At 64.7% G+C, this 24485-nt stretch carries 26 protein-coding genes; 15 read left to right on the top strand and 11 right to left on the bottom strand.

Features of this window, described 5'->3' with window-relative positions; genetic code table 11:
- Window positions 1-2: 2 nt before the first annotated feature.
- Window positions 3-368, top strand: coding sequence for a nuclear transport factor 2 family protein (locus JQ572_RS00405; RefSeq protein ID WP_211381029.1), 366 nt, complete (start codon window positions 3-5; stop codon window positions 366-368).
- On the opposite strand, the gene JQ572_RS00410 is transcribed toward JQ572_RS00405, so the two are convergent.
- Window positions 365-1696 carry an ATP-binding protein gene (locus tag JQ572_RS00410; protein WP_211381030.1) on the bottom strand — a complete coding sequence of 444 codons (1332 nt, stop codon included), beginning with the start codon at window positions 1694-1696 and terminating at the stop codon, window positions 365-367. The genes JQ572_RS00405 and JQ572_RS00410 overlap by 4 nt on opposite strands.
- 86 nt (window positions 1697-1782) lie before the next feature.
- Between JQ572_RS00410 and JQ572_RS00415 the strand changes: the two genes are divergently transcribed.
- From JQ572_RS00415 to JQ572_RS00435, 5 genes are all read left to right on the top strand, one after another.
- Window positions 1783-2427, top strand: a complete 645-nt coding sequence (locus JQ572_RS00415; RefSeq protein ID WP_211381031.1) for a response regulator transcription factor — start codon at window positions 1783-1785, stop codon at window positions 2425-2427.
- Window positions 2428-3009: 582 nt separating this feature from the next.
- The gene (gene thrC / locus JQ572_RS00420; RefSeq protein ID WP_211381032.1) at window positions 3010-4428 is read left to right on the top strand and encodes a threonine synthase; all 1419 of its coding nucleotides are present in this window, start codon (window positions 3010-3012) and stop codon (window positions 4426-4428) included.
- On the top strand, window positions 4425-5714 hold the full coding sequence (locus tag JQ572_RS00425) for a M16 family metallopeptidase (protein ID WP_211381033.1): 1290 nt from the start codon (window positions 4425-4427) through the stop codon (window positions 5712-5714). Before thrC ends, JQ572_RS00425 begins: the two co-directional genes overlap by 4 nt.
- 42 nt (window positions 5715-5756) lie before the next feature.
- On the top strand, window positions 5757-6344 hold the full coding sequence (locus JQ572_RS00430; protein WP_211381034.1) for a GNAT family N-acetyltransferase: 588 nt from the start codon (window positions 5757-5759) through the stop codon (window positions 6342-6344).
- A 128-nt stretch (window positions 6345-6472) separates the two neighbouring features.
- A complete protein-coding gene (locus JQ572_RS00435; RefSeq protein ID WP_211382366.1) occupies window positions 6473-7126 on the top strand; it encodes a hypothetical protein in 654 nt (217 codons plus the stop codon).
- Between the two features lie 95 nt (window positions 7127-7221).
- Here the strand turns inward: JQ572_RS00435 and JQ572_RS00440 are convergent, their stop codons facing one another.
- From JQ572_RS00440 to JQ572_RS00460, 5 genes are all read right to left on the bottom strand, one after another.
- Complete coding sequence (locus JQ572_RS00440; protein ID WP_211381035.1) at window positions 7222-7707, bottom strand: F0F1 ATP synthase subunit B family protein; 486 nt, start codon at window positions 7705-7707, stop codon at window positions 7222-7224.
- A 5-nt stretch (window positions 7708-7712) separates the two neighbouring features.
- Entirely contained in the window at window positions 7713-8276 is a 564-nt protein-coding gene (locus tag JQ572_RS00445; protein ID WP_211381036.1) for a F0F1 ATP synthase subunit B family protein, read from the bottom strand.
- A 62-nt stretch (window positions 8277-8338) separates the two neighbouring features.
- On the bottom strand, window positions 8339-8569 hold the full coding sequence (locus JQ572_RS00450; RefSeq protein WP_007599451.1) for a F0F1 ATP synthase subunit C: 231 nt from the start codon (window positions 8567-8569) through the stop codon (window positions 8339-8341).
- Window positions 8570-8622: 53 nt separating this feature from the next.
- Window positions 8623-9372 (bottom strand): F0F1 ATP synthase subunit A, encoded by a 750-nt coding sequence (locus JQ572_RS00455; RefSeq protein WP_211381037.1) that lies wholly within the window; start codon window positions 9370-9372, stop codon window positions 8623-8625.
- Window positions 9373-9482: 110 nt separating this feature from the next.
- Window positions 9483-9857 carry an AtpZ/AtpI family protein gene (locus JQ572_RS00460; RefSeq protein WP_211381038.1) on the bottom strand — a complete coding sequence of 125 codons (375 nt, stop codon included), beginning with the start codon at window positions 9855-9857 and terminating at the stop codon, window positions 9483-9485.
- A gap of 75 nt (window positions 9858-9932) precedes the next feature.
- Here JQ572_RS00460 and JQ572_RS00465 point away from each other — a divergent pair, with 75 nt between their 5' ends.
- From JQ572_RS00465 to JQ572_RS00475, 3 genes are read left to right on the top strand one after another with little or no spacing between them, the layout of a single operon-like run.
- Window positions 9933-10175, top strand: coding sequence for a hypothetical protein (locus JQ572_RS00465; protein ID WP_211381039.1), 243 nt, complete (start codon window positions 9933-9935; stop codon window positions 10173-10175).
- 42 nt (window positions 10176-10217) lie between these two features.
- Window positions 10218-10739 carry a hypothetical protein gene (locus JQ572_RS00470; protein WP_211381040.1) on the top strand — a complete coding sequence of 174 codons (522 nt, stop codon included), beginning with the start codon at window positions 10218-10220 and terminating at the stop codon, window positions 10737-10739.
- Window positions 10740-10747: 8 nt separating this feature from the next.
- Window positions 10748-11221 carry a secondary thiamine-phosphate synthase enzyme YjbQ gene (locus JQ572_RS00475; protein ID WP_211381041.1) on the top strand — a complete coding sequence of 158 codons (474 nt, stop codon included), beginning with the start codon at window positions 10748-10750 and terminating at the stop codon, window positions 11219-11221.
- A gap of 128 nt (window positions 11222-11349) precedes the next feature.
- Here the strand turns inward: JQ572_RS00475 and JQ572_RS00480 are convergent, their stop codons facing one another.
- Window positions 11350-12975 (bottom strand): MFS transporter, encoded by a 1626-nt coding sequence (locus JQ572_RS00480; protein ID WP_211382367.1) that lies wholly within the window; start codon window positions 12973-12975, stop codon window positions 11350-11352.
- A 341-nt stretch (window positions 12976-13316) separates the two neighbouring features.
- Here JQ572_RS00480 and JQ572_RS00485 point away from each other — a divergent pair, with 341 nt between their 5' ends.
- Together JQ572_RS00485 and JQ572_RS35390 are read left to right on the top strand one after the other, a co-directional pair.
- Complete coding sequence (locus JQ572_RS00485; protein WP_211381042.1) at window positions 13317-13988, top strand: response regulator; 672 nt, start codon at window positions 13317-13319, stop codon at window positions 13986-13988.
- A gap of 194 nt (window positions 13989-14182) precedes the next feature.
- The gene (locus JQ572_RS35390; protein ID WP_349643079.1) at window positions 14183-14560 is read left to right on the top strand and encodes a VOC family protein; all 378 of its coding nucleotides are present in this window, start codon (window positions 14183-14185) and stop codon (window positions 14558-14560) included.
- Here the strand turns inward: JQ572_RS35390 and JQ572_RS00490 are convergent.
- Window positions 14554-15150, bottom strand: a complete 597-nt coding sequence (locus JQ572_RS00490) for a winged helix-turn-helix domain-containing protein (protein WP_249128782.1) — start codon at window positions 15148-15150, stop codon at window positions 14554-14556. The two genes, JQ572_RS35390 and JQ572_RS00490, sit on opposite strands and share 7 nt — an antisense overlap.
- Before the next feature lie 197 nt (window positions 15151-15347).
- Between JQ572_RS00490 and JQ572_RS00495 the strand changes: the two genes are divergently transcribed.
- The 3 genes from JQ572_RS00495 to JQ572_RS00505 all read left to right on the top strand — a co-directional run bounded on the left by JQ572_RS00495 (window position 15348) and on the right by JQ572_RS00505 (window position 17450).
- The gene (locus JQ572_RS00495) at window positions 15348-15767 is read left to right on the top strand and encodes an organic hydroperoxide resistance protein (RefSeq protein WP_211381043.1); all 420 of its coding nucleotides are present in this window, start codon (window positions 15348-15350) and stop codon (window positions 15765-15767) included.
- A gap of 33 nt (window positions 15768-15800) precedes the next feature.
- The gene (locus JQ572_RS00500) at window positions 15801-16832 is read left to right on the top strand and encodes an alpha/beta fold hydrolase (RefSeq protein WP_211381044.1); all 1032 of its coding nucleotides are present in this window, start codon (window positions 15801-15803) and stop codon (window positions 16830-16832) included.
- 117 nt (window positions 16833-16949) lie between these two features.
- Complete coding sequence (locus tag JQ572_RS00505; protein WP_211382368.1) at window positions 16950-17450, top strand: cytochrome P460 family protein; 501 nt, start codon at window positions 16950-16952, stop codon at window positions 17448-17450.
- Window positions 17451-17460: 10 nt separating this feature from the next.
- Here JQ572_RS00505 and JQ572_RS00510 read toward each other — a convergent pair whose 3' ends face one another.
- The 3 genes from JQ572_RS00510 to JQ572_RS00520 form a co-directional block, all read right to left on the bottom strand.
- A complete protein-coding gene (locus JQ572_RS00510; protein ID WP_211381045.1) occupies window positions 17461-20970 on the bottom strand; it encodes a PAS domain-containing hybrid sensor histidine kinase/response regulator in 3510 nt (1169 codons plus the stop codon).
- A gap of 157 nt (window positions 20971-21127) precedes the next feature.
- On the bottom strand, window positions 21128-22357 hold the full coding sequence (gene hemA / locus JQ572_RS00515) for a 5-aminolevulinate synthase (protein WP_211381046.1): 1230 nt from the start codon (window positions 22355-22357) through the stop codon (window positions 21128-21130).
- A 202-nt stretch (window positions 22358-22559) separates the two neighbouring features.
- Window positions 22560-23294, bottom strand: coding sequence for a GntR family transcriptional regulator (locus JQ572_RS00520; protein WP_211381047.1), 735 nt, complete (start codon window positions 23292-23294; stop codon window positions 22560-22562).
- Window positions 23295-23453: 159 nt separating this feature from the next.
- Between JQ572_RS00520 and JQ572_RS00525 the strand changes: the two genes are divergently transcribed.
- The gene (locus tag JQ572_RS00525) at window positions 23454-24482 is read left to right on the top strand and encodes a TRAP transporter substrate-binding protein (protein WP_211381048.1); all 1029 of its coding nucleotides are present in this window, start codon (window positions 23454-23456) and stop codon (window positions 24480-24482) included.
- Window positions 24483-24485: the final 3 nt, after the last annotated feature.

Here is a 24485-nt window from a genome sequence, read left to right on the forward strand (position 1 = left end):
CCGTGAGCGATTTCGATCAGATGGGAATTGTCGTCGATTGGGTGGACGCCTGCAGGAAGGGCGACCTCGCGACGCTGCTCGACCTCTATGCGGACGACGCCGAGGTCGAATGCACCTGCAACGGCACGCAGAGCTATCGCGGCCGCTTCGAGCTCGAGACCTATTGGGGGCCGCGGCTCAGCGCATTCTCGTTGGCCGGCTTCGGTCTCGAGGAGATCCATCCCGTGCCGAACGGCGTCGATCTCGAATATTCCGTCGCAGGCTCGCTGCGCGTTCACGCCACGTTTCGCTTCAGTGCGGAAGGCAAGATCCACAGCACGCTGTGCGTGCCGGCGCGACAGCACGCGCATCACGGCTGCGCGTGCTAGCTCTGCGCCGGCCCGTCGCGCGTCGTCTGCACCGGCAGACGGCAACGCACATAGGTTCGTTCATCCGCACGCAGCAATGACAGCGATCCGCTGAGTGCACGCACGCGCTCATGCATGCCGGTCAGGCCCCGGCCGAAGACGTTGTCTTCGGGAAATCCCGCGCCGTCGTCGGAGATCTCGATGACGAGCGCGTCGTCGGAGACGGCGGCCTGCACATGGACATTGCGTGCTGCGGCATGGCGCAGCACGTTGGTCAGCGCCTCCTGGATCACGCGATAGACGGTCTGGGCCAGCGGCCCGTCGATCCCGTTGAGGTCAGGATCGACCGTGGCCGTCAGGCCGATATGCGGGGCCTGCTTGCGAAAGTTCCGGAGCAGCGTCTGCACGCTGGTCTCCAGGCCCAATTCCTCGATATAGAGCGGCCGCAGCCGCTCGAGGATGCGGCGGTTGGTCTGCTGGAGCGCCTCGACCGATTGCAGCACCTCCTGGGCCGAATTGCCGAGATATCCCACCGGCGGTGAGGCCTCGACCAACGCGATCGTGCCGGCGCGGATGCTGAACAGCAGCGGGCCGAGCTCGTCGTGCAGATCGCGGGCGAGATCGCGCCGCTCGTCGTCCTGGAGCGACACCAGGCGGTGCAACAGGTCGCGATTGTCCTGGCTCAGTTGCGCGAGCGTCGCGGCGAGCGCATTGGCTTCCTCGCAACTTTGACGTATTTCCGGTGGTCCTGCTATCGGGATCGGCGTTGCGTAGTCGCCGCTTCGTAACCGCGTGAGACCGTCGCCAAGATCTTGCAGGGGGCGTAGCGCCGAGCCCGCAAGGACGTAGGCAATGATCGCCGTCAGTCCGATGAGCGCGAGAACGAAGCCGGAAAGCGCGAGAAAGCCGACCCACTTCTCGAACAAAGCAGCGGACAGATCTGGCGTGAACACGATGTTGCCGGCGTGCTGGCCGTCGACGGTAACGGGAAATGCGATATGCAGGTCCGGGATGGTGAGGAGATCGACGAACCATTTCGGCGGGCCGTGCAGAGGCCTCGGCGCCAACGAGGGTGAACCAGCCCCCACGGGGCGGAATTGGATATCCGAGGATGTGTCCAGCATCCGGACGAAGTCGTCCAAGGTCCTGCGCGGGTTACCGGACGAACGCAGGGCGCTGTTCAGGGCCTCCGCCACCGCCCGGGTCGATCGCAGCGCCGGCTCGTTCTCTTCGGCGAGCTGGCCGATCGTGAAGGCATGCAGCAGGACGCCGCCCATGAGCAACGCCGTGATGAACATCACACCGAGAGGGAGAAACAATTGGGCCCTGAACGAGAGTCGCTGCCACATTAGGTCGATTCTAACGCGCATCGGCGGAATTTGCTCTTTCCATTTGTTCCCGTCGGTCTATGAGTCGAAAAACGAGAGAGCGCGCGATGCAAGATACTGCCAGGCCGGCGACAAGGATCCTGATCGTCGACGACCATCCCGTGGTGCTGTCAGGTTGCCGCACCCTGTTCGCTTCCGATCATTCGATCCGGATCGACGAGGCGACCGACGCCAAATCCGGGCATCGCGCCTATGTCAGCAAGCGGCCCGACGTCACGGTGATCGACATCAGCCTGCCCGACGTCTCCGGCTTCGAGCTGATGCGACGCATCCGCAAGGAAGATCCGGACGCCAAGATCATCATGTTCAGCATGAACGAAGACCCGGCCTTCGTGGTGCGGGCGGTCGAGCTGGGGGCGCAGGGCTATGTCTCCAAGGGCGATGATCCCAGGATCCTGCTCAAGGCGGTGCGCAAGGTGGTCGCGGGGGACAATTTCATCTCGCCGCAGCTTGCGGAAGCCGTGACGTTTTCCGGCGCGGCGATCAAGGCCAATCCGGCCTCGCAGATGACGCCGCGCGAACTCGAGATCCTTCGCCTGCTGGGGCGAGGCGACAAGATCGTGGAGGTCGCCGAGGCCCTCGGTATCTCCTACAAGACCGTCGCCAACACCACGTCCCTGCTCAAGCAGAAGCTGGGTGCCAAGAACCATTCCGACCTGATCAGGATCGCGGTGGAAATTGGAATGAACTGATTTTCCGCCGCCGAACCGGCTGCTCCAGGATGCTGCCGGTTCGGCGGGTCGGACAGGTCTCGGCGCTCAGCCGGGCAATGCATGGATCGCGCCGCCACCCAACCGCCGACACAATGGGTTGAGGTGGCATTCGTTCCCTGAATCGCCCGTTGCCTGGGAAATAGCGGCAAGACGCGACGACCGGCTGCACGGAGGCGTTCCCCGGTGCACGACCCGTGACGGGAAAAATAGGAACATCTTCTCGCATTCGCCGTTTTCGCCCTTGACGGTTTCGTGACAGGCGACGAAAGCTTGCGTCCACAGTTTTAGCGGGTCCGCGACCCGCGCCCGGCAAACTGGTCTGCAAACGTCAACGACAGACCTTCCAGGAGAGAGGGCTGCGGCATCGCCGCAGCCCTTTTTCGTTGGGGTGGCCTTTTTCGTTGAGCGGCCCTTGTCGATGAAAAGGTCTTGGCGCGAAGCGGTTTCCCGATGCCACAAAACACTTTATGGTGGCCCAAAGCCTCTGGCTGTTGACAAGTAATTTCGTAAAATCAAAGGCTTGCGGATCGAGCCCGGCTCGGCCGGCCTTTGGAGGGCAGTTTGACTCGTTATATCTCGACCCGGGGGGAGGCCCCCGAACTCGGCTTCTGCGATGTGATGCTGACCGGGCTTGCCCGTGACGGCGGCCTCTATGTGCCGGCTACCTGGCCGCAACTGTCGACTGAAACCATCGCCGGCTTCTTCGGTCGTCCCTATTGGGAGGTCGCGGTCGACGTGATCCGTCCCTTCGCCGGCGGCGAGATCACGGACGCCGAGCTCGGCCGCATGGCCAACGAGGCCTATGCCACCTTCCGACATCCGGCGGTGGTGCCGCTGCGCCAGATCGCGCCGCACCAGTTCGTGCTGGAGCTGTTCCACGGTCCGACGCTCGCCTTCAAGGACGTGGCGATGCAGCTGATCTCGCGGCTGATGGATCATGTGCTCGCCAAGCGCGGCCAGCGCACCACCATCGTGGTCGCGACCTCCGGCGACACCGGTGGCGCCGCTGTCGATGCGTTTGCCGGCCTGGAGAATGTCGATCTCATCGTGCTGTTCCCGCACGGCCGCATCTCCGAGGTGCAGCAGCGCATGATGACGACGACGGGCGCGGCCAATGTCCACGCGCTCGCCATCGAAGGCAATTTCGACGATTGCCAGGCACTCGTGAAGGCGATGTTCAACAACCATCGCTTCCGCGACGCGACCTCGCTGTCCGGCGTCAATTCCATCAACTGGGCGCGCATCGTCGCCCAGGTGGTTTACTACTTCACCTCCGCCGTTGCCGTCGGGGCGCCGGCGCGCGCGGTGGACTTCGTCGTGCCGACCGGCAATTTCGGCGACATCTTTGCCGGCTATGTCGCCAAGCGCATGGGCCTTCCGGTGCGGACCCTGCGCATCGCCGCCAACGTCAACGACATTCTGGCGCGTACGCTGAAGACCGGCATCTACGAGGTACGGGAGGTACACGCCACGGCGTCGCCTTCGATGGACATCCAGATCTCCTCGAATTTCGAGCGGCTGATGTTCGAGGCCGGCCGGCGCGATGCCGCCGGCGTGCGCCGTCTGATGGATTCGCTGAAGCAGTCGGGGCGCTTCGTGCTGCCCGATGCGACGCTGGCCGCGATCCGCGAGGAGTTCGACGCGGGCCGCGCCGACGAGACCGAGACCTCGGCCGCGATCCGCGCCGCCTGGCGCGAGGCGGGCGAGCTGGTTGATCCCCATACCGCAGTGGCGCTCGCTGTCGCCGACCGCGATACCACCGACACGACGGTTCCCAGCATCGTGCTGTCCACGGCCCATCCGGCGAAATTCCCGGATGCGGTCGAAGCGGCCTGCGGCCAGCGGCCGCAACTGCCGGCCTGGCTCGACGGTTTGATGACCAAATCCGAACACAGGAAGGTGATGAAGAACGATCAGGCCGAGGTCGAGCGGTTCGTGCTGTCGGTCAGCCGCGCCGCAAAACAGGGAGTTGCCGGATGAGCGTCGAGATCTCCAAGCTTGCCTCCGGCCTGACCGTCGTCACCGACAAGATGCCCCATCTCGAGACCGCGGCGCTGGGTGTCTGGGCCGGCGTCGGCGGCCGCGACGAAAAGCCGAACGAGCACGGCATCTCGCACCTTCTGGAACACATGGCGTTCAAGGGCACGACGAAGCGCTCCTCGCGCGAGATCGTCGAGGAGATCGAGGCGGTCGGCGGCGACCTCAACGCCGGCACCTCGACCGAAACCACGTCCTATTACGCGCGGGTGTTGAAGGCCGACGTGCCGCTCGCGCTCGACGTGCTCGCCGACATCCTCGCCAATCCCGCCTTCGAGCCCGACGAACTCGAGCGCGAGAAGAACGTCATCGTACAGGAGATCGGCGCCGCGCAGGACACGCCGGACGATGTCGTGTTCGAGCATCTCAACGAGCTCTGCTATCCCGACCAGCCGATGGGCCGTTCGCTGCTGGGTACGGCCAAGACGTTGCGCGCCTTCAACCGCGACATGCTGCGCGGCTATCTGTCGACGCATTATCGCGGCCCCGACATGGTCGTGGCGGCGGCAGGCGCAGTCGATCACAAGCAGGTGGTTGCCGAGGTCGAGCAGCGCTTTGCGAGTTTCGAGGGGACGCCGGGCCCGAAGCCGCAGACAGCCCAGTTCGGCAAGGGCGGCACCAAGGTGGTGCATCGCGAGCTCGAGCAGGCGCACCTGACGCTGGCGCTCGAAGGCGTGCCGCAGAGCGACTTGTCTCTTTTTTCGCTCCAAGTTTTCACCAACATCCTCGGCGGCGGGATGTCGTCGCGGCTGTTCCAGGAGGTGCGCGAGAAGCGCGGCCTCTGTTACTCCATCTACAGCTTTCACGCCCCCTATACAGATACCGGCTTCTTCGGCCTCTACACCGGCACCGATCCGGCCGACGCGCCGGAGATGATGGAGGTCGTGGTCGACATCATGAACGATTCGGTGGAGACTCTGACCGAGGCGGAGATCGCGCGGGCCAAGGCGCAGATGAAGGCGGGCCTGTTGATGGCGCTGGAGAGCTGCTCTTCGCGGGCCGAGCAGCTCGCCCGCCACGTGCTGGCCTATGGCCGGCCCCAGACGGTCGAGGAGCTGGTGGCCCGGATCGACGCCGTCAGTGTCGAATCGACCCGGGATGCTGCGCGTGCTCTGTTGTCGCGGAGCCGGCCTGCGGTTGTCGCATTAGGCAGTGGCAGGGGTCTGGACACGGCGGTGTCTTTTGCGGAAGGATTGACGCGGGCACGCGCCAAGGCGCGGCTGCATTAGGAGCCGCCGCGTACGGGCTGACCCGCCTCGGGAAGCATCACCATGGCTCTCTTTCGCCTGCCATCCAGTGGACCCGCCGCCCTCGCGCCGCGCGGCAACGGGCTGCTGCTGCGCGCGCCGCAGATGTCGGACTTCTTGCAGTGGGCGCATTTGCGCGAGTCCAGCCGCGACTACCTCACGCCCTGGGAGCCGATCTGGCCGTCGGACGATCTCACCCGCTCCGGTTTCCGCCGCCGCCTGCGCCGCTATTCCGAGGACATCGCCGGGGACCGCTCCTACCCCTTCCTGATCTTCCGCGAGCTCGACGGCGCCATGGTCGGCGGCATCACGCTTGCCAATGTCCGGCGCGGCATCGTCCAGGCCGGCACCATCGGCTACTGGGTCGGAAAGCCCCATGCCCATCGCGGCTACATGACGGCCGCGCTGCGGGTGCTGCTGCCGACGCTGTTCGGCGAGCTCAATCTGCACCGGGTCGAAGCCGCCTGCATTCCCACCAATGCGCCGTCGATCCGGGTGCTGGAAAAGTGCGGATTCTCCCGTGAGGGCCTGGCGCGCCGCTATCTCTGCATCAACGGGGTCTGGCAGGACCATTTGCTGTTCGGCCTGCTGCACGAGGATTTCCGCGGCTGAGTCCGTCCATTCATGTGAAAGTCTCTTTGGGGCGACCCGGTTGCGCCTTGGGTTCGCCGATTTTGGCGATATAACGCGCAAGCCCGGCCGGCGCTCGGCCGGATGGTTGTCATGGAGTACGGGTGTCGATGGTGAATGAGCTTCGGTCTTCGCGGAATGCGTCGCGTCGGGCAGCGGCCGTGCTGGCGTTGTCGGTCGCGCTCGCCTCGGTCTCGCCGGTGGCGGCCCAGTCCTTGACCGACCGCTTCAAGGGCCTGTTCGGCGGCAGCTCCGACGAGCCGGCCCAGAGCAAGCCGGCGCCTGCGCCCGGCCAGCCGGCGGCCAATGACGACCTCGATTGCCCGCAGGTCACGGTGCGTGCCGGGGCCTCCACCTACGCGGTCGGTGTCACCGGCAAGCCGGCCGTCGGCAATGAGATCCGCTTCCAGGCCACCATCACCAAGATGGCGCGCGAATGCGCCCGCAATGGCGGCGATATCACCGCCCGGATCGGCATCCAGGGCCGCGTCATCGCCGGCCCCGCCGGCGCGCCTGCGACCGTCGAGGTGCCCCTGCGCGTCGCCGTGGTGCAGGGCGGTGTCGGCGAGAAGGTGATCGCCTCCAAGGCCTACCGGACCAAGGTCGAGATGCCGGAGGGCGGCAGCGTGCCCTTCACCTTCGTCGCGGAGGATATGGCCTATCCGATGCCTTCGGCCAAGGACGCTGATTCCTACATCTTCTATGTCGGCTTCGATCCGCAGGCGCTCTCGCCCGAGCCGAAGGCGCGGGCGAAGAAGAAGTAGGGTCGGTCTCGCGTGCGGGACACGAGAACAAGCCCGACAAACAAAAAAGCCGGCGCTCATCGCGCCGGCTTCTTGATTGGTGAAGGCGAAATCCGTCAGTTCAGCTTCTGCCGGACCTCGGTGATGCCCTTGGCGAGCAGATCGTCGGCGACCTGGCCCCTGACCGACTGCGACAGGATCGTGGATGCGGCCTGGACGGCGGCCTCCGCGGCTGCGGCGCGGACATCGGCCAGCGCCTGGGCCTCGGCGAGCGCGATCTTGCTCTCCGCGGTCTTGGTTCTGCGGGCGACGAAATCTTCCACCTTCGCCTTGGCCTCGATCGCGATGCGCTCGGCTTCGCTCCTGGCGTTGGCGATGATGTCGGCGGCCTCGCGCTCGGCCGAAGCGGTGCGCGCCTTGTAGTCGGCGAGCACCTTGGCCGCCTCCTGCTTGAGGCGCGTCGCGTCGTCGAGCTCGGCCTTGATGCGGTCGGCACGGTGATCGAGCGCTTTCATCGCCGACTTGAAGACCCCAAGATAGCCGAACACGACCATCAGGATCACGAAGGCGATGGCGACCCAGGTTTCAGGATCGAAGAACATCTCGACTAACCTTTCAGCGTCGCATCGACCGCTGCATTGACTGACGCAGCGTCGGGAACGACGCCGGTGAGCTGCTGCACGATCTGGCCTGCCGCATCGGCCGCGATGCCGCGGACGTTGCTCATGGCGGCGGCGCGGGTCGAGGCGATGGTCTTCTCCGCCCCGGCGAGCTTGGCCGCCAGTTGCTCTTCCAGGGCCTTGCGCTCGGCTTCCGCCTGCGCATTCGCCTTGTCGCGGGATTCGTTGCCGATCGCCTGCGCCCGCGAACGCGCCGCAGCGAGTTCGCTTTCATAGGCCTTCAGCGCCGCGGCGGACTGGTCCTTCAGCGCCTGTGCCTCGTTGAGGTCACCCTCGATCTTGTTCTGGCGCGCTTCGATCGCCCCGCCGACCTTCGGCAGAGCGAGCTTGGACACGACCACATAAAGCACGACGAAGAAGATCGCGAGCGACACCAGCTGCGAAGCATAGGTGCTGCTCTCGAACGGCGGAAAGCCGCCACCGTGACCGCCTTCGGCCCCGGTATGGGCGCCCGCCGCTGGACCCTTCGCCCCGCCATGACTCTCAGCCATGGAGTACTCCTGTTGCTGTCATGCGCGCCGCTTCGGTTGAAGCGGCGCGAAGAACGTCGTCCTCAGAGCGGAACGAACAGCAGCAGCAGCGCGATCAGCAGCGAGAAAATGCCGAGCGCTTCGGTCACGGCGAAGCCGAAGATCAGGTTGCCGAACTGGCCCTGAGCGGCCGACGGGTTGCGAACGGCCGCGGCGAGGTAGTTGCCGAAGATCACGCCGACGCCGACGCCCGCGCCGCCCATGCCGATGCATGCGATGCCCGCGCCGATAAGTTTTGCTGCTGCCGGATCCATTTTAGACTCCTTGGAAGAAAGATTGGGTTTTGGGTGGAAATTCCCCGGACTGCTCAGTGTCCCGGATGAATGGCGTCGTTGAGGTAGATGCAGGTCAGGATCGCGAACACATAGGCCTGCAGGAACGCGACCAGAATCTCGAGAGCGTACAGCGCGACCGTGAGCGCCAGCGGCAGCACGCCGCCGACCCAGCCGAGCGCGCCGAGCGAGAAGCCGAGCATGGCCACGAAGCCCGCGAACACCTTCAGCGCGATGTGGCCGGCCAGCATGTTGGCGAACAGACGGACGCTGTGGGAGACCGGCCGCAGGAAGAACGACAGGATCTCGATGAACATCACCAGCGGCAGGATGTAGCCGGGGACGCCGTGGGGCACGAAGATCGAGAAGAATTTCAGGCCGTTCTTGGCAACGCCGTAGATCAGGACCGTGAAGAAGACCAGGAGCGCCAGGGCTGCCGTCACGATCAGATGGCTCGAGATCGTGAAGGTGTAGGGGATGATGCCGACCAGGTTCGAGACGCAGATGAACATGAACAGCGAGAAGATCAGCGGGAAGAACTTCATGCCTTCCGAGCCGGCCGTCGAGCGGATGGTCGAGGCGACGAACTCGTAGGAGATCTCGGCGACCGACTGCAGGCGCCCGGGAACCAGCTGCGTGCCGCTGGCGAGCATCAGGATCGAGATGATCGCGACCGCCACCAGCATGTAGAGCGACGAATTGGTGAAGGCGATCGTTTGATTGCCGATATGGCCCAGGGTGAAGAGAGGCTCGATGTTGAACTGGTGGATCGGGTCGATTTTCATCAGCGCGGCATCTCTTGGTCTGCCGGGCAATGCCGGCGGGTCTCGGTCTGCCGGCCGGGCCGGCCCGTACCGGCGATGCCGGCACGATCATTCCTCTCCGTGCGGATCGCTTAAGAACCACCGCGCCTGTTTTGACCCGCGCCCGCCGTTCTCACCACATTCACCACGCCGGCCACGAAGCCCAGCAGCAGGAACACGATAAATCCGAAAGGCGACGTCGACAGCAAGCGGTCGAACCCCCAGCCAATCCCCGCTCCGACAACGACACCGGCGACCAACTCGGAGGATAACCGGAAACCAAGCGCCATAGCCGAAGCTCTGGCCGCTCTGTCTTCGCCGTCACCTGCGGGTTGCTCGGTCTTGACGTGGCGGCCGCGAAATTCGGACAACCGCTGGTCAAGATTTCCGAGCCGTTCGGAAAGCGCAGCTTCCTCGGACGATCTATCGCGATCTCCATTCTCGCCGTGCCCCGTGCCCTGTGCCATGCAACGAAGACCCGAAACGACGCGGCTGAATGGAAATTACGCCCGCCACCCTCAAAAGCCGCGCGGACCATACTGATGGCCCATAATCAAGTCAAGCCAAGTCACGATTGTGTCGATTTCAATTATGTATCTGATTTATTTGACGATATTGGCGTGCACGGCGGCGCTGTACACGGCGTGACGCCGCACCGCAGCAGCTCTCCGCATGATCGGCGAATGCCATCGCCATTTCGCCCTGCTGCCGGGATCAAAGCGGCCGCCGCGATCGTTCATGTCAGGTGGGGGTTTTGGGCGGCAGATCGTCTTGCCGGGGTGTAGAATCTGCCGGAATGCCACCTGCGCGTCGTGGCGGAGAGCGCGATGAGACCTGCGAATTCATCCACAACTTCATGGCTTGCGGCGGCGGCGTTCGTCGCGGCAATGACCATCAGCGGCGGCCTCGGTGCCGCGCAACCGGCCCCCGACAGCGAAAACGGTCGCTTCAGCATGACTCCCATCCCCGAGGGCGTGCTGCGGCTCGACACGCGCACCGGCACGGTCTCGACCTGTACCAGGAACGGCGCCGGCTGGGCCTGCTACGCGGTGCCCGACGAACGTTCTGCGCTGGACGCCGAGATCGGCAGGCTCCAGGCCGAAGTCGAGAAGTTGAAGGGACAGCTCGCGGCCGGCCCGACCGTATCAGGCAAGATCGACGAGGCGTTGCCCAAATCGGATCCGCTCAAGAAGACGGAGCCGAAGGTTGCGGAGGGCGATCGCAAGATCGAGATTCCGCTGCCGAGCGACCAGGACGTCGATCGCGTGATGTCGTTCCTGGAAAAGGCCTGGCGCCGGCTGATCGACATGGCCAACCGGGTGCAGAAGGACGTGTCGGGCAGGATTTGAGAGTTTGAATGACAACTGAGAAAAGCCTCACACGTTCGGCGCCATCGTCAGTGCAGGCCACTACCATCGCATCGTCGCTGCTGACCGTGCAGACGCCAGGGCGCGGCTTCACCGATCTCACCGCTGAAGCCGCGAAATTCGTCGCCGAGGCCCGCGCGCGCGACGGCGCGCTGACGCTCTTCGTCCGCCATACCTCGGCGTCGTTGACGATCCAGGAGAACGCCGACCCCTCGGTGCTCGTCGACCTCACCACGGCGCTGTCCCGGCTCGCGCCGGAGAACGCCGGATGGACGCATGATACCGAGGGACCCGACGACATGCCGGCGCATGTCAAGACGATGCTGACGGGGGCGTCGCTGCAGGTGCCCGTCCTGAACGGCAAGCTCGCGCTCGGCACCTGGCAGGCGATCTATCTGATCGAGCACCGCAAGCGTCCGCACCGGCGCGAGGTCGTGCTCCAATTCATCGGCAGCAATCAGTAGAGCGTTTTCGAGCGAAGTGGATACCGGTTCGCGTGAAGAAAACGCGTCAAAACAAAGAATCCGGAGCTCAAAACAAAACCGGCCGCGAAAGACCGCGGCCGGTTCGTGTTGTCGATCGGTGCTGTCGATCAGGTCGACTTGATGTCGACGTCCTTGGTCTCGGGCAGGAAGAACAAGCCGATCACGACGGTAATCGAGGCGAAGATGACCGGATACCAGAGGCCTGCATAGATATCGCCGGTCGAGGCCACGATGGCGAAGGCGGTCGCAGGCAAGAGGCCACCGAACCAGCCGTTGCCGATGTGGTAGGGCAGCGACATCGAGGTGTAGCGGATACGGGTCGGGAACAGTTCGACCAGCATGGCGGCGATCGGGCCGTACACCATGGTGACGAAGATCACCAGGATGAACAGCAGCCCGATGACCGCCGCGACCTGCGGACGGAAGATGTCGAACGGATGCGCCATCTTCACGATGCCGGCGTCGCCCGTCTTCGGATAGCCGGCCTCCTGCACGGCGGCGAGAACCGCCGCGTTACCGTCCTTGGCGTTGGCGTAGGCAATTTCCTTGCCGTTGACCATCACCTTCACGCCGGAGCCTGCCGGGCCAGGCGTGGTTGAGTACTTGACCGACGACTGGGACAGATAGGCACGTGCGGTATCGCAAGGTGCAGAGAAGACGCGGGTGCCGACCGGATTGAACAGGTCGCCGCAGCCTTTGGGATCGGCCACCACCTCGACCTTGGTCTGCTCGATGGCCTTTTCCAGCGCCGGGTTGGCGTTGGTGGTGATCATCTTGAAGATCGGGAAGAAGGTCAGCGCCGCGATCAGGCAGCCGCCGAGGATGATCGGCTTGCGGCCGATCTTGTCGGAGAGCATGCCGAACACGATGAAGAAGCCGGTGCCGAACAGCAGCGACCAGGCGATCAGGAGGTTGGCGGTGTAGCCGTCGACCTTCAGGATCGATTGCAGGAAGAACAGCGCATAGAACTGGCCGGTGTACCAGACCACGCCCTGGCCCATCACGCCGCCGAGCAGCGCGAGCAGCACGAGCTTGCCGTTCTGCCAGTTGCCGAAAGCTTCCGTCAGCGGGGCCTTCGAGCTCTTGCCCTCGTCCTTCATCTTCTGGAAGATCGGCGATTCATTCAGCCGCAGCCGGATCCAGACCGAGACGCCGAGCAGCAGCACCGAGACCAGGAACGGAATGCGCCAGCCCCAGGCGGCGAATTCGGGCTCGCCGAGGGCGGAGCGCGTGAACAGGATCACCAGCAGCGACAGGAACAGGCCGAGCGTCGCGGTGGTCTGGATGAAGGAAGTGTAGTAGCCGCGCTTGCCGTTCGGCGCGTGCTCCGCGACGTAGGTCGCCGCCCCGCCATATTCACCGCCGAGCGCCAGGCCCTGGGCAAGGCGCAACGCGATCAGGATGATCGGGGCCGCGATGCCGATCGTTGCCGCGTTGGGCAGCAGGCCGACGATGAAGGTCGACAGACCCATGATCAGGATGGTGACGAGGAAGGTGTATTTGCGGCCGACGATGTCGCCGACGCGGCCGAACACGATCGCGCCGAACGGACGCACCAGGAAGCCCGCGGCGAACGCCAGCAGCGCGAAGATGTCGCGGGTGGCCGGCGGGTAGGCCGAGAAGAACTGCGCGCCGATGATGCCGGCCAGCGAACCGTAGAGGTAGAAATCATACCACTCGAAGACGGTACCAAGCGAGGAGGCGAGAATGACGAATCGTTCGTCCTTCGTCATCCCTCCGGCGCGGGCTTGAGATACAGCCATTGTCGACATGTTGAGTCGCTCCCCGAAAATCGTTTCCTCGCGCCCCGGATGTCCGGCCATGCCAGATCAACCCAGGTCTTGCCCGCAAGGTAACATTGCCGTGAAACCCGCCCCAATACGACTTTCGGCCTTTCGCACTGACGCGCAGCTGAACGTGCGGTATCGGGGGCCGGTCTGATGCGCGAAGGCTCGGGATTAACCCCTTTGCAGCAAAGGGATAATGTGCACTTGCATGCCACGGCCGCTCAGGGAAGAATTGAGCTGCCCCCAGCGTTGACTCGCCGCCCGGCGCGAACGACAGCAAGAGAACGATGAGCGCTCCTTCCACACATCTCGTCATTGCCGATGACCATCCTCTGTTCCGCGACGCGCTGCGGCAGGCGGTGGCGGGAGTCCTGACCTCGGCCAGGATCGACGAGGCCGGATCGTTCGAGGATCTGACCGGGCTTTTGGAACAGACCTCCGACGTCGACCTGATCCTGCTCGACCTCTCGATGCCCGGGATCTCCGGCTTTTCCGGCCTGATCTATCTGCGCGCACAATATCCGGCGATCCCGGTGGTGATCGTCTCGGCCTCCGACGACAGCGCCACGATCCGTCGCTCGCTCGATTTCGGGGCTTCGGGCTTCATTCCGAAGCGTTTCGGCGTCGAGACGCTGCGCGACGCCATCCTCAAGGTGATGGAGGGCGACGTCTGGGTTCCCGCCGACACCGACCTGTCGGCCGCCGCCGACCCGGACATGACAAAGCTGCGCGACCGCCTGGTGACGCTGACGCCGCAGCAGGTCCGGGTCCTGATGATGCTGTCGGAGGGGCTGCTCAACAAGCAGATCGCCTATGAGCTCGGCGTCTCCGAGGCCACCATCAAGGCGCACGTCTCGGCCATCCTGCAGAAGCTGGGCGTCGAGAGCCGTACACAGGCGGTGATCGCCGCCGCGAAGATCGCGGGCGGTCAATGGAAGCAGGGCACCCCGACGGGGTAGGGCGTTCACCTTCCAAAGTTGCGGATCTCCGATGCCGAGGGCAGAGCGGAATGATTTCGCTCGTTCGAAATATGAACAGTTTCGCTCGGAGCGATCATCTGGCTGTCCCAATGCGAACTTCAACCTTAAAGGTGACAAATTTCGGACCTTGAGAAGAGCGGACGAGACCTGTTGCATTGAGTCGGAGTGCATGAATGGGCCCTTCCGGATCTTTGATCGCGATCCTCCCGTGTAATGACCTTGATGCGTCGGAGCGGTTCTACAATCGATTGGGCTTCACGCGCCCGGAGAGCCAAAGGCCTGCTCCGGGAGAACCCGACACATATCGCATGCTGTCGAACTCAAAAGGCGGATATCTGCATTTGACGGACGCAGTCGAGGGATGGCTAATACCGGGCAGAAATCCTTTCGGGCTTTATCTCTACCTTGAGAGTGTTGACGCTGCGGCGCGCGAATTTCGGCAATCACCCGAAGACAAGCCGTGGGGGATGTACGAATTTGCCATGTCGGATCCAGATGAAACATTGGTCCGTGTCGGGTGGCCAACCCGTCTCCGCGCCGCAGCTCAATAATTCGTCCGCAGTGGCCCAATCCCGAAGTTGGACGATAAGCGGATGGATTGAGCCGAGCCCCGCGCGATCGCCACGGCGACCGCGGTTTTGCCGACGCCGCCGGGGCCGGTGATCGTGACGAACCGTGAGGTGATCAGCCTGTCCGAGACGGCGGCGATCGCGTCGTCGCGGCCGACCATCCGATGCAGCCGGTTCGGCAGTTTCACGGGCGGCAATTCCGTTTGCGCAACGGGGCGCCGCTCCGCCGGGATTTCCACCTGCGAAATGGGCGCCACGAAGCAATAGCCGCGGCCGGAGAGTGTGGTGATGTAGCGTGCGCCGTCCTTGCCGTCGCCGAGCGCCTTGCGAAGCGCTGCGACGTGAAAGCGCAGATTGGTGTCTTCGACGGTCAGGCCGGGCCACACCAGCGCCATCAGATCCCACTTGCCGACGACCTCGTTCGGCCGCGACATCAGCGCGATCAGGGTATCGAAGGCTTTTGCGCCGAGTTGGAGCGCGACGCCGTCGCGCGTCACGAGCCTTTCATGCGGCGTCACGGTGAATGGCCCGGACGATAATGTTCCCGTTGCGGTGCCGGCCGGCTCGGTCATGGCGAAAACTCGGTCCTTTGACAGGACCGGATAGCCAGATGATCGCGATCGGCAAGGCCGTCGCTGCATCGGCATCAGACCGCGGACGCAGCCCTCGTTAGGCCCTGCAAACCTGGTCCTCACAACTTCTCACAAGTCCAAACGGGTGTGCTGCGCCAGCCGCTGCTAGTCAGTTGCGCGACGGCAAGGAGACCTCCATGACGCAAGCGGCACAATTGCCTTACACGGCCAGGACCCACACCAGCGGCGCGCGACACGACGGCATGTCGCGCAGTTCCGACGGTCGCCTCGACGTCAAGCTGTCGCCGCCGGGCGTCGTAGGCATCGGCACCAATCCCGAGCAATTGTTCGCGGCCGGCTGGTCGGCCTGCTTCGAAGGCGCGATCGAAATCGCGGCCCGCAAGCGGAAGATCGAGCTTCCCAGGAGATGCGCGATCGATGCCGAGATCGATCTCGTGCTCGATCGCGGCGCTTATTCGCTCAGCGCACGCCTCGATGTCAGCCTTCCCGGTCTCGATCGCGAGATCGCGCGCGGTCTCGTCGATGAGGCGCACCAGGCTTGTCCCTATTCCAAGGCCGTCCGCGGCAACATCGACGTCACGGTCGCGCTGATCTGACGTACCACCACCAACCATCAACGAGGTAGCACCATGAAACGGATCATTAATCAGCACCGGCGCCGGTTTTTCGGCGTCGCCGCGGGAACCGTCGCCGCCGGGCTCGGCGTGATCGGCCTCGCTCGCGCGGAATCGGAAGCGCCGCGCGCGTCGGCAACGAATGCGTCGTTTGGCGCGATCAAGCAGATCGATGCCGGCGTCCTCAACGTCGGCTACGCCGAGGCGGGTCCTGCGAACGGTCCCGTCGCGATCCTGCTGCACGGCTGGCCTTACGACATCCATGCCTTCGTCGACGTCGCGCCGATTCTGGCAAAGGCCGGTTATCGCGTCATCATCCCTTATCTGCGCGGCTACGGCTCGACGCATTTCCTGTCCGGCGAGACGCCGCGCAACGGCGAGCCGGCGGCAATGGCTTCCGACATCATCGCGCTGATGGACAAGCTCGACATCAGGAAGGCGGTCGTTGCCGGTTTTGACTGGGGCGCGCGCACCGCGGACATCATCGCCGCGCTGTGGCCCGATCGCTGCCGCGCGCTGGTGTCGGTCAGCGGTTATCTGATCTCCAGCCAGGCCGCAGGCAACGCGCCGCTGCCGCCGCATGCCGAGCTGCAATGGTGGTACCAGTTCTATTTCGCCACCGAGCGCGGCCGGGCCGGCTACGAGAAGTACACGCATGATTTCGCCAAGCTGATCTGGAAGCTCGCCTCGCCGCAGTGGAAGTTCGACGACGCGACTTTCGACCGCAGCGCGGCGGCGCTGGACAACAAGGATCATGTCGCGATCACGATCCATAATTACCGCTGGCGGCTCGGGCTCGCCCAGGGCGAAGCGAAGTACGAGGACCTCGAAAAGAAGCTCGCGGCAGCTCCCGTCATCGACGTGCCGACCATCACGATGGAGGGCGATGCCAATGGCGCGCCGCATCCCGACCCGAGCGCCTATGCGAAGAAGTTCTCCGGCCGGTACGACTATCGCCTGATCACCGGCGGCATCGGCCATAATCTGCCACAGGAAGCACCGCAGGCCTTTGCCAAGGCCGTCATCGACGCCGACGGCGGCGCTTGAGGATTTGTTCGACAGCTCGGTCCGGCACGGGCCGGACCGAGCGCTCGCATGCGACCGCACCTCGATGAAACGAAGACCATGAAATCCGAGACGACCAGATTTCCAACCTATCCGACGATGATCGTGCTGGCGGTGCTCCTCCTCGTCGTAGTCCTGACCTGCGTGCCGTATCTGGTCACGATCGCTTTTGCGGAGGACACCGCGGCTTCGCCGATCTTCGGCGTCACGATCCCGCCAGGCTACAGGCAGTGGGAATTGATCGCGCCGGCCGAGGAGGCGGCCCCCTTGGACGAGCTGCGCGCCGTCGTCGGCAACCAGATCGCGATCGATGCCTATCAGGCCGGCAGACTTCCGTTCCCGGACGGCACCATTCTGGTCAAGCGCGCCTGGAAGCGGAAGCAGTCACCCGAATTTGCGTCCGCGACGATTCCCGGCGCCGCCACCACCGTCCAGGTGATGGTCAAGGATTCGAAGAAATATGCCGCCACCGGCGGCTGGGGCTTTGGCCGTTTCGTCAACGGCAGGCCGGTCGACGAGGCCCAGCACCGCACCTGCTTTGCCTGCCACGAAGCCCGCGCCAAGGGCCGCGACTACGTGTTTACGAGGCTTGCGCCTTGAGTGCGGAGGTTCACTCCGCCGCCACCATCTGCTGCGTGCGCCACTGGCCGAGCAGGGCGCGGAGCGAAGCCGGCTTCACCGGCTTGTTGAGCACCGCTACCTTTTCATCCCGCGCGGCCATTTGCACGGCGGGGCTGCGGTCGGCGGTGATCAGGATGGCGGGGATGCCGTCGCCGAAGCGGCGGCGGATGTCGCGGATCGCGGCGATGCCGTTGCCGCGATCGAGGTGATAGTCGACCAGCAGGCCGGTGACACGGCGGCCGGCAGTTTCGATCGCGGCGATCGCGCCTTCAGGGTCGGCCACCGCAATCACCTCGGCGTCCCATGCCTTCAGCAGCGTGCGCATGCCGTCGAGAATCGCCGCGTCGTTCTCGATGCAGACAATGAGGGCGCCGGCGATCGGCGTGCGCGCCAGCGGCGTCGCGCTGGTCACGGCGGCGGTGTGGGTGATCGCCTTCGCCGTCGGCACGGTCGCCGAAAACACCGAACCGCCGCCGACGTTGGAGTCGATGGCGATGCCGTGGTCGAGCACGCGCGCCAGCCGTTCGACGATCGAGAGGCCGAGCCCGAGGCCGCGCGCGATCCGCGCGCCCTGCTCGAGGCGGTGGAATTCCTTGAAGATCTCGCTGCGCTTGGCCGGGGGGATGCCGACGCCGGTATCGTACACGCAGATCTTGAGCGAGGGGCCGCGGCGGCGACAGCCGACCAGCACGCGGCCGCGCGGGGTGTATTTGATCGCGTTGGAGATCAGGTTCTGGAGCAGGCGCCGCAGCAGGAGCCGATCCGACTCGACCGGCAGCGAGCACGGCACGAAGACCAGCTCCAGGTTCTTGGCGCGTGCGATCGGCGCGAACTCGATCTCCAGCGAGCGCATCAGATCGGCCATCTTGAAGCTCGAGATCGAGGTCGCCATCGCGCCGGCGTCGAGCCTGGAGATGTCGAGCAGCGCGCCGAGGATCTCCTCGATCGCCTGGAGCGATTCGTCGATGTTCTCGACCAGCCGCGTCTCCTCGCCGCTGTGCTGGCGCTCGACCAGGCTGGTGACGTAGAGTCGCGCCGCGTTGAGCGGCTGCAGAATGTCGTGGCTGGCGGCGGCGAGGAAGCGCGTCTTGGAGATGCTGGCGTCTTCGGCCGCGCTCTTGGCCAGCGCCAGCTCGGAATTCAACCGGGTCAATTCCTCGGTGCGGTCGCGCACCCGCTTTTCCAGCGTCGCATTGGCGCGCTCCAGCGCCTCGGCCGCCTCGAACGTGGGCGTGACGTCGGTGAAGGTGATGACGAAGCCGCCGCCGGGCATGCGGTTGGTCAAAATCTCGATCACCATGTGGCGGTCGGGCAGACGCTCGAGATAAGGCTCGCTGTCGGTGGTGTAAGCCGCGAGCCGTTGCTCCAGCATGGCCTCGCGCTGGAGCGGATCGGCCGGCTCGCTTACGCCCATGAATTCCAGGATCTCACGGAGCGGCGTGCCGAACTGGATGAAATGCGGGGGAACGTTGAGCAGGTCGCCGAACTGCCGGTTGGAGCAGATCAGTTGCAGATCGGCATCGAACACCGCGATGCCCTGGCGCACATGGTTGAGCGCGGTCTGGAGGATCTCGCGGTTGAAATGCAGCGCCGCATGGGAATCGTCGAGCAGTTTCAGCGCGGCCTTGGCCGACACGGTCCGCTTGCGCAGCAGCAGCGACATCACCAGTCGCGAGGAAGCCGCGCCGATCGAGGAGGCGATCAGGTGCTCGGCGTGCTGCAGCAGCTCGAAATCGGCGGGCGCCCCGGGCTCCAGCCGCACATTGCGCCGCGCGGAGAACGCCTCGAACGAATGCCGCGCGCGGTCGGGCCCGAGATATTGCGCAACGGTGGTCTGGATGTCCTGCACCGTGACGGTGGTGCGCCAGCGGCGGAAGTTCGGCGAGATCGGCGCCAGCGTGTTGGGCACGAACAGATCGGCCTGCACCAATTCGATGGAGGACGGCCGGCGTGCCAGCGATAGCAGCACATAGGTCAGGATGTTGAGCGACAGCGACCAGATGACGCCGTGCATCAGCGGCGGCAGGTCGGCGCCGAACAGCGCCTGCGGCCGCAGCGCCTCGATCCCGAACGGACCGTGCAGCAGCAGCAGGATGCCCGTCGTCGAGGTATCCATGAAGCTCGGCACGAACAGCGTGTAGAGCCACACCACGAAGCCGACCAGCATGCCGCCGATGGCGCCGCGCGCGGTCGCGCGCCGCCACAGCAGCCCGCCGAAGAAGCTTGGTGCCAGCTGGGCGATGGCGGCAAAGGAGAGCAGGCCGATCGCCGCGAGCTGGGTGTTGCCGAGGGCACGGTAATAGAAATAGGCCATCACCATGATGGCGAAGATCGCGAGCCGCCGCGAGCGCAGCAGGAAGTCGCTGAAATCGGCGCCGCCGGTGCGTCCCTCCGGCCGCCGTTGCAGCACCAGCGGCACCACAAGGTCGTTCGAGACCATGATGGAGAGCGCGACGCATTCGACGATCACCATCGCGGTCGCCGCCGACAGGCCGCCGACGAAGACGGCAACGCTGAGCAGGTTCGCGCCGCCCTCCATCGGCAGCGCCAGCACGTACATGTCCGGATCGGCGGCGCCGAACGGGAAGCTGACGAGGCCGGCGAGCGCGATCGGAATCACGAACAGATTGATGGCGACGAGATAGAGCGGGAACAGCCAGCGCGCGCGGCCGACCTCGGCGTCCGAGGAATTCTCCACCACGCTGACGTGGAACTGGCGCGGCAGCAGCATGATCGCGCAAAGCGACAGGAGCGTCATGGTCAGGAAGTTGCCGATCGACGGCGAATAGTTGATGACGCGAACCGCCTCCGGGGTCTTCATCGCGCGCTCGATCAGCTCGTGCGGCGAGAACATCCAGAAGGTGACGAAGATGCCGGCGGTGAGGAAGGCGACCAGCTTGATGATGGATTCGGTCGCCACCGCGAGCATCAGGCCGTGCTGATGCTCGGTGGCGTCGGTCTGCCGCGTGCCGAACAGCACGGCGAAGGCCGCCATCGCCAGCGTCACCATCAGCGCCATGTCGCCGAGGATCGGGATGTGGGAGAAGGCCTGGTCCTCGCTCAGGATGGTTTCGAGCGAGGAGGCGACCGCCTTGAGCTGGAGCGCGATGTAGGGCACCGAGCCGATGATCGCGATCAGCGCCACGGTGGCCGCCACCGCCTGGCTCTTGCCGTAGCGCGCGCCGATGAAGTCGGCGATCGAGGTGATGTTGTGGGCTTTGGCGAGCTGGATCACTCGGCGCAGCACGCCGGCCCCGAGCCCGATCATCAGGATCGGGCCGACATAGATCGCGAGGAAGTCGGTCGAAGTGCGGGTGGCAAAGCCGACCGAGCCGAAGAAGGTCCAGGAGGTGCAGTAGATCGCCAGCGACAGCGGATAGATCAGCCCCGGCGCGCGGCCGCGCCCGGCCGGCGAGCGGCGGTCGCCATGGCTCGCCACCAGGAACAGGAAGCCGATATAGCCGAAAGCGGCGGCGATCACGCCCCAGTCGTGCAGCATGGCGAGCGTGCTTCTCCCAGGGCGCAAACGCGCCCGCTCTCATTTTCCCTGCAAATCTAGCGCGTTGGGCTGGTGGAGGCGACAGCGAAATGCCCCGTCGGGGCAGGAACTGGGGTTGTCGTTAAGGTGAAAACCCCAACGCCAGGACGAACCAGAGCTACTCCGCCGCCATCGACTTCTCGCGGAGCGGCAGGCCGAGGCGGTCCCACACCTGCAGCAGCGCTTCGGCGAGCTGATCGATCAGGCCGTCGTCGTGGTAGGGCGAGGGCGTGATGCGCAGACGTTCGCTGCCCTTGGCGACAGTCGGATAGTTGATCGGCTGGATGTAGATGCCGTGCTGCTCGAGCAGCAGGTCGGAGGCCTGCTTGCACTTCTCGGCATCGCCGATGAACAGCGGGACGATGTGGGTGTCGCTCGACATCACCGGCAGACCGGCGGCGTTGAGGATCGCCTTGACCCGGGCGGCGCGGTCCTGGTGGCGCTCGCGCTCCCAGTTCGAGGTCTTCAGATGCTTGATCGCGGCGGTCGCGGCCGAGCAGATCGCCGGCGGCAGCGCGGTGGTGAAGATGAAGCCCGGCGCGTAGGAGCGCACGGCGTCGATGATCTGGCCGTTGGCGGCGATGTAGCCGCCGAGGCAGCCGAATGCTTTCGCCAGCGTGCCTTCGAGAATGTCGATGCGGTGCATCACGCCGTCGCGCTCGGCGATGCCGCCGCCGCGCGGGCCGTACATGCCGACCGCATGGACCTCGTCGACATAGGTCATCGCACCATACTTCTCGGCGAGGTCGCAGATCTTCGCGAGCGAGGCGACGTCGCCGTCCATGGAATAAAGGCTCTCGCAGGCGATCAGCTTCGGCCGGCTCGGGCCGGCGGCCTTCAACTTCTCCTCGAGATCGGCGAGATCGTTGTGGCGGAATACGACGCGCTCGCAGCCGGACTGGCGGATGCCCTCGATCATGGAATTGTGGTTGAGCTCGTCCGACAGGATCAGGCAGTTCGGGATCAGCTTTGCGATGGTCGCGATGCCGGTCTGGTTCGAGACGTAGCCGGACGTGAAGAGCAGCGAGGCTTCCTTGCCGTGGAGATCGGCGAGCTCGGCCTCGAGCTGCACCAGCGGATGATGCGTGCCGGCGATGTTGCGAGTGCCGCCGGCGCCGGTGCCGACGCGCGTCGCGGTCTCGACCATGGCGCCGACCACCTTCGGGTGCTGGCCCATGCCGAGGTAATCGTTGGAGCACCAGATCACGACGTCGCGCTTGCCCTTGGGCGAGTGCCAGAGCGCATGCGGGAACCGGCCGGCGATGCGTTCGAGATCGGCGAACACGCGGTAGCGCCGCTCGGTGTGGAGACGATCGAGGGCGGAATTGAAGAACTGGGCGTAATCCATCGGCAAAACCTGCAACGGAACCTGACCAAGGGGCGGCATCTTCTTAGAGCTTTTCCAGCTCTAATGTCTATGCGCTATCCCACACTTGGCGCTGTGGGGCATTTGGGCAAAATGCCCTATCGGCCAAAGAGCGATTTGATTCCGATCAAGGCGCTCACGGCTATTTGTATGTTGCTGTGCGGCGGGCCGGTGAAGCGCCGGTCTAGCCGGTCTTCGCCTTCTTGCGCGGCTCGGCGCGGGGCTCTTTGGCCGCGGCCACCGGCTTTAACCAATCCGAATTGCGCAGCGCGTGCGCGACGCAATCATGGATGTGGGTGTGCAGCACCTTGTTTGCGCCCTTGGCGTCGCGCTTCAGCGCCAGCTCCTTGAGGTCGCGGTGCTCGGCAGCCGCCATCTCGCCGCGGAAGACGACCGCGATCATCTGGTAGCGCAGATAGCGATCATAGACCGCAGCATGCGCATCGAGCAGCACCTTGGAGCCGCAGGCGGCGACGAGTGCGCGGTGAAACTGGAAATCGCACTGTTTCCAGCTCTCGGCGTCGGACCGTTCGCCCGACAACAGCATCCGTTCCATCGCCGCGAGCTTGTGATGCGCCGAGACGATGCGCGCCTCCCAGTCGAGATCGCCGGCGGCAAACGACTTCTCGATCATGTGGCCTTCGAGCAGCTCGCGCAGCTCCGCGATCTCCTGGAATTCGGTCGCCGAGATCGGCGCGACCTCGAAGCCGCGCTGCCCTTCGGCGATGACGAAACCTTCCGAGCACAGCCGGTTCAGCGTCTCGCGCAGCGTCGAGATGCTGGTGCCGTAGGCGGCGCTGATCCGCTCGAGCTTCAGCTTCTGGCCCGGCGCCAGCTTGCCGAAGATCAGGTCGGTTCGGATGCGGCGGTAGGCGCTGTCGCCCACCGTCTCGGCGGTCGTGTCGGGAAGGGTGTCCATGCCTCATCCTAGCGCTTCGGGCGTGCGTTTTGACAAATTTCCCATCTTTATCAAGTGTTTCTAATAATATCGGATGAAGCATAAAATATCGGTTGATTTATAATACGTCCCATAAGATCGTCCCACCCCTAAGAATGAGATCAACCGGGGGAGGGGGCGATGCCCGTTCGATTCAAGGGTCTGGCTGTGATGGCGGCGATCGGAGCGGTCGCCTTGTGCGCGATCGGGCCCGCCTCGGCGCAGGCCATCCAGGAGCGCACCATCCGCTGGGGGCACCTCAACAACACCGACCATCCCGTCAGCAAGGGCGTGCAGAAGTTCGTCGAGCTCGTCGCGGCCAAGAGCGGCGGCAAGATCAAGGTGCGCGAATATCCGGCCAATCAGCTCGGCAGCGAGATGCAGCAGCAATCGGCGCTGCGCGCCGGCACCCAGGAGATGCAGTCGCCGGCGACGACGTCGCTGGTCGGCATCGTCAAGGATTATGGCCTGATCGACTTCCCCTTCATCGTGTCGACGCCGCAGCAGGCCGACGCTTTGCTCGACGGTCCGCTCGGCGCGGCGCTGCTGGCAAAACTGCCGGAGAAGGGGCTCGTCGGCCTCGCCTATTGGGATCTCGGCTTCCGCAACGTCACCAACAGCCGCCGTCCGATCACCAAAGGCGAGGACCTCGACGGCATCAAGATCCGCGTGATCCCGAACCCGGTTTATCTGGAGACCTTCAAGGCCTTCAACGCCAATCCGGTGCCGATGAGCTTTTCCGAGCTCTACAGCGCGCTGGAGACCCGCACCGTCGACGGCCAGGAGAATCCGTTCTCGGTGATCCTGTCGAACAAGTTCTTCGAGGTGCAGAAATATCTCAGCGTCACCAACCACACCTATTCGACCAACATCATCCTGGTCAGCAAGAAGTTCTGGGACCAGCTTTCGCCCGACGAGCAGAAGATCCTGCAGGATGCCGCAATCGAGGCGCGCGACTATCAGCGCAAGATCAGCCGCGAGCAGGCCAGGGCCGCGATCGACGAGCTCAAGGCCAAGGGCATGGAGATCAACGAGATCGCGCCGGCCGAGCTTGATCGCATGCGCGTGAAGACAAAGCCGATCGCGGAAAAATTCTCCGCCGATTACGACCCCGCGCTCGTCAAGCTGTTCAACGGCGAGCTCGACCGCGTGCATGCGCTCAAACCCTGAGCG

The sequence above is a fragment of the Bradyrhizobium sp. SZCCT0153 genome, assembly GCF_018129995.1.
Classification (GTDB): domain Bacteria; phylum Pseudomonadota; class Alphaproteobacteria; order Rhizobiales; family Xanthobacteraceae; genus Bradyrhizobium; species Bradyrhizobium japonicum_G.

What these genes read in the sequence shown, in the direction of transcription:
- JQ572_RS00410 (WP_211381030.1), bottom strand. Translation starts at nt 1,696, where the DNA reads ATGTGGCAGCGACTCTCGTTCAGGGCCCAATTGTTTCTCCCTCTCGGT.
- JQ572_RS00415 (WP_211381031.1), top strand. Translation starts at nt 1,783, where the DNA reads ATGCAAGATACTGCCAGGCCGGCGACAAGGATCCTGATCGTCGACGAC.
- JQ572_RS00425 (WP_211381033.1), top strand. Translation starts at nt 4,425, where the DNA reads ATGAGCGTCGAGATCTCCAAGCTTGCCTCCGGCCTGACCGTCGTCACC.
- JQ572_RS00430 (WP_211381034.1), top strand. Translation starts at nt 5,757, where the DNA reads ATGGCTCTCTTTCGCCTGCCATCCAGTGGACCCGCCGCCCTCGCGCCG.
- JQ572_RS00435 (WP_211382366.1), top strand. Translation starts at nt 6,473, where the DNA reads ATGGTGAATGAGCTTCGGTCTTCGCGGAATGCGTCGCGTCGGGCAGCG.
- JQ572_RS00440 (WP_211381035.1), bottom strand. Translation starts at nt 7,707, where the DNA reads ATGTTCTTCGATCCTGAAACCTGGGTCGCCATCGCCTTCGTGATCCTG.
- JQ572_RS00445 (WP_211381036.1), bottom strand. Translation starts at nt 8,276, where the DNA reads ATGGCTGAGAGTCATGGCGGGGCGAAGGGTCCAGCGGCGGGCGCCCAT.
- JQ572_RS00450 (WP_007599451.1), bottom strand. Translation starts at nt 8,569, where the DNA reads ATGGATCCGGCAGCAGCAAAACTTATCGGCGCGGGCATCGCATGCATC.
- JQ572_RS00455 (WP_211381037.1), bottom strand. Translation starts at nt 9,372, where the DNA reads ATGAAAATCGACCCGATCCACCAGTTCAACATCGAGCCTCTCTTCACC.
- JQ572_RS00460 (WP_211381038.1), bottom strand. Translation starts at nt 9,857, where the DNA reads ATGGCACAGGGCACGGGGCACGGCGAGAATGGAGATCGCGATAGATCG.
- JQ572_RS00465 (WP_211381039.1), top strand. Translation starts at nt 9,933, where the DNA reads ATGGCCCATAATCAAGTCAAGCCAAGTCACGATTGTGTCGATTTCAAT.
- JQ572_RS00470 (WP_211381040.1), top strand. Translation starts at nt 10,218, where the DNA reads ATGAGACCTGCGAATTCATCCACAACTTCATGGCTTGCGGCGGCGGCG.
- JQ572_RS00475 (WP_211381041.1), top strand. Translation starts at nt 10,748, where the DNA reads ATGACAACTGAGAAAAGCCTCACACGTTCGGCGCCATCGTCAGTGCAG.
- JQ572_RS00480 (WP_211382367.1), bottom strand. Translation starts at nt 12,975, where the DNA reads ATGACGAAGGACGAACGATTCGTCATTCTCGCCTCCTCGCTTGGTACC.
- JQ572_RS00485 (WP_211381042.1), top strand. Translation starts at nt 13,317, where the DNA reads ATGAGCGCTCCTTCCACACATCTCGTCATTGCCGATGACCATCCTCTG.
- JQ572_RS35390 (WP_349643079.1), top strand. Translation starts at nt 14,183, where the DNA reads ATGGGCCCTTCCGGATCTTTGATCGCGATCCTCCCGTGTAATGACCTT.
- JQ572_RS00490 (WP_249128782.1), bottom strand. Translation starts at nt 15,150, where the DNA reads ATGACCGAGCCGGCCGGCACCGCAACGGGAACATTATCGTCCGGGCCA.
- JQ572_RS00495 (WP_211381043.1), top strand. Translation starts at nt 15,348, where the DNA reads ATGACGCAAGCGGCACAATTGCCTTACACGGCCAGGACCCACACCAGC.
- JQ572_RS00500 (WP_211381044.1), top strand. Translation starts at nt 15,801, where the DNA reads ATGAAACGGATCATTAATCAGCACCGGCGCCGGTTTTTCGGCGTCGCC.
- JQ572_RS00505 (WP_211382368.1), top strand. Translation starts at nt 16,950, where the DNA reads ATGATCGTGCTGGCGGTGCTCCTCCTCGTCGTAGTCCTGACCTGCGTG.
- JQ572_RS00510 (WP_211381045.1), bottom strand. Translation starts at nt 20,970, where the DNA reads ATGCTGCACGACTGGGGCGTGATCGCCGCCGCTTTCGGCTATATCGGC.
- hemA (WP_211381046.1), bottom strand. Translation starts at nt 22,357, where the DNA reads ATGGATTACGCCCAGTTCTTCAATTCCGCCCTCGATCGTCTCCACACC.
- JQ572_RS00520 (WP_211381047.1), bottom strand. Translation starts at nt 23,294, where the DNA reads ATGGACACCCTTCCCGACACGACCGCCGAGACGGTGGGCGACAGCGCC.
- JQ572_RS00525 (WP_211381048.1), top strand. Translation starts at nt 23,454, where the DNA reads ATGCCCGTTCGATTCAAGGGTCTGGCTGTGATGGCGGCGATCGGAGCG.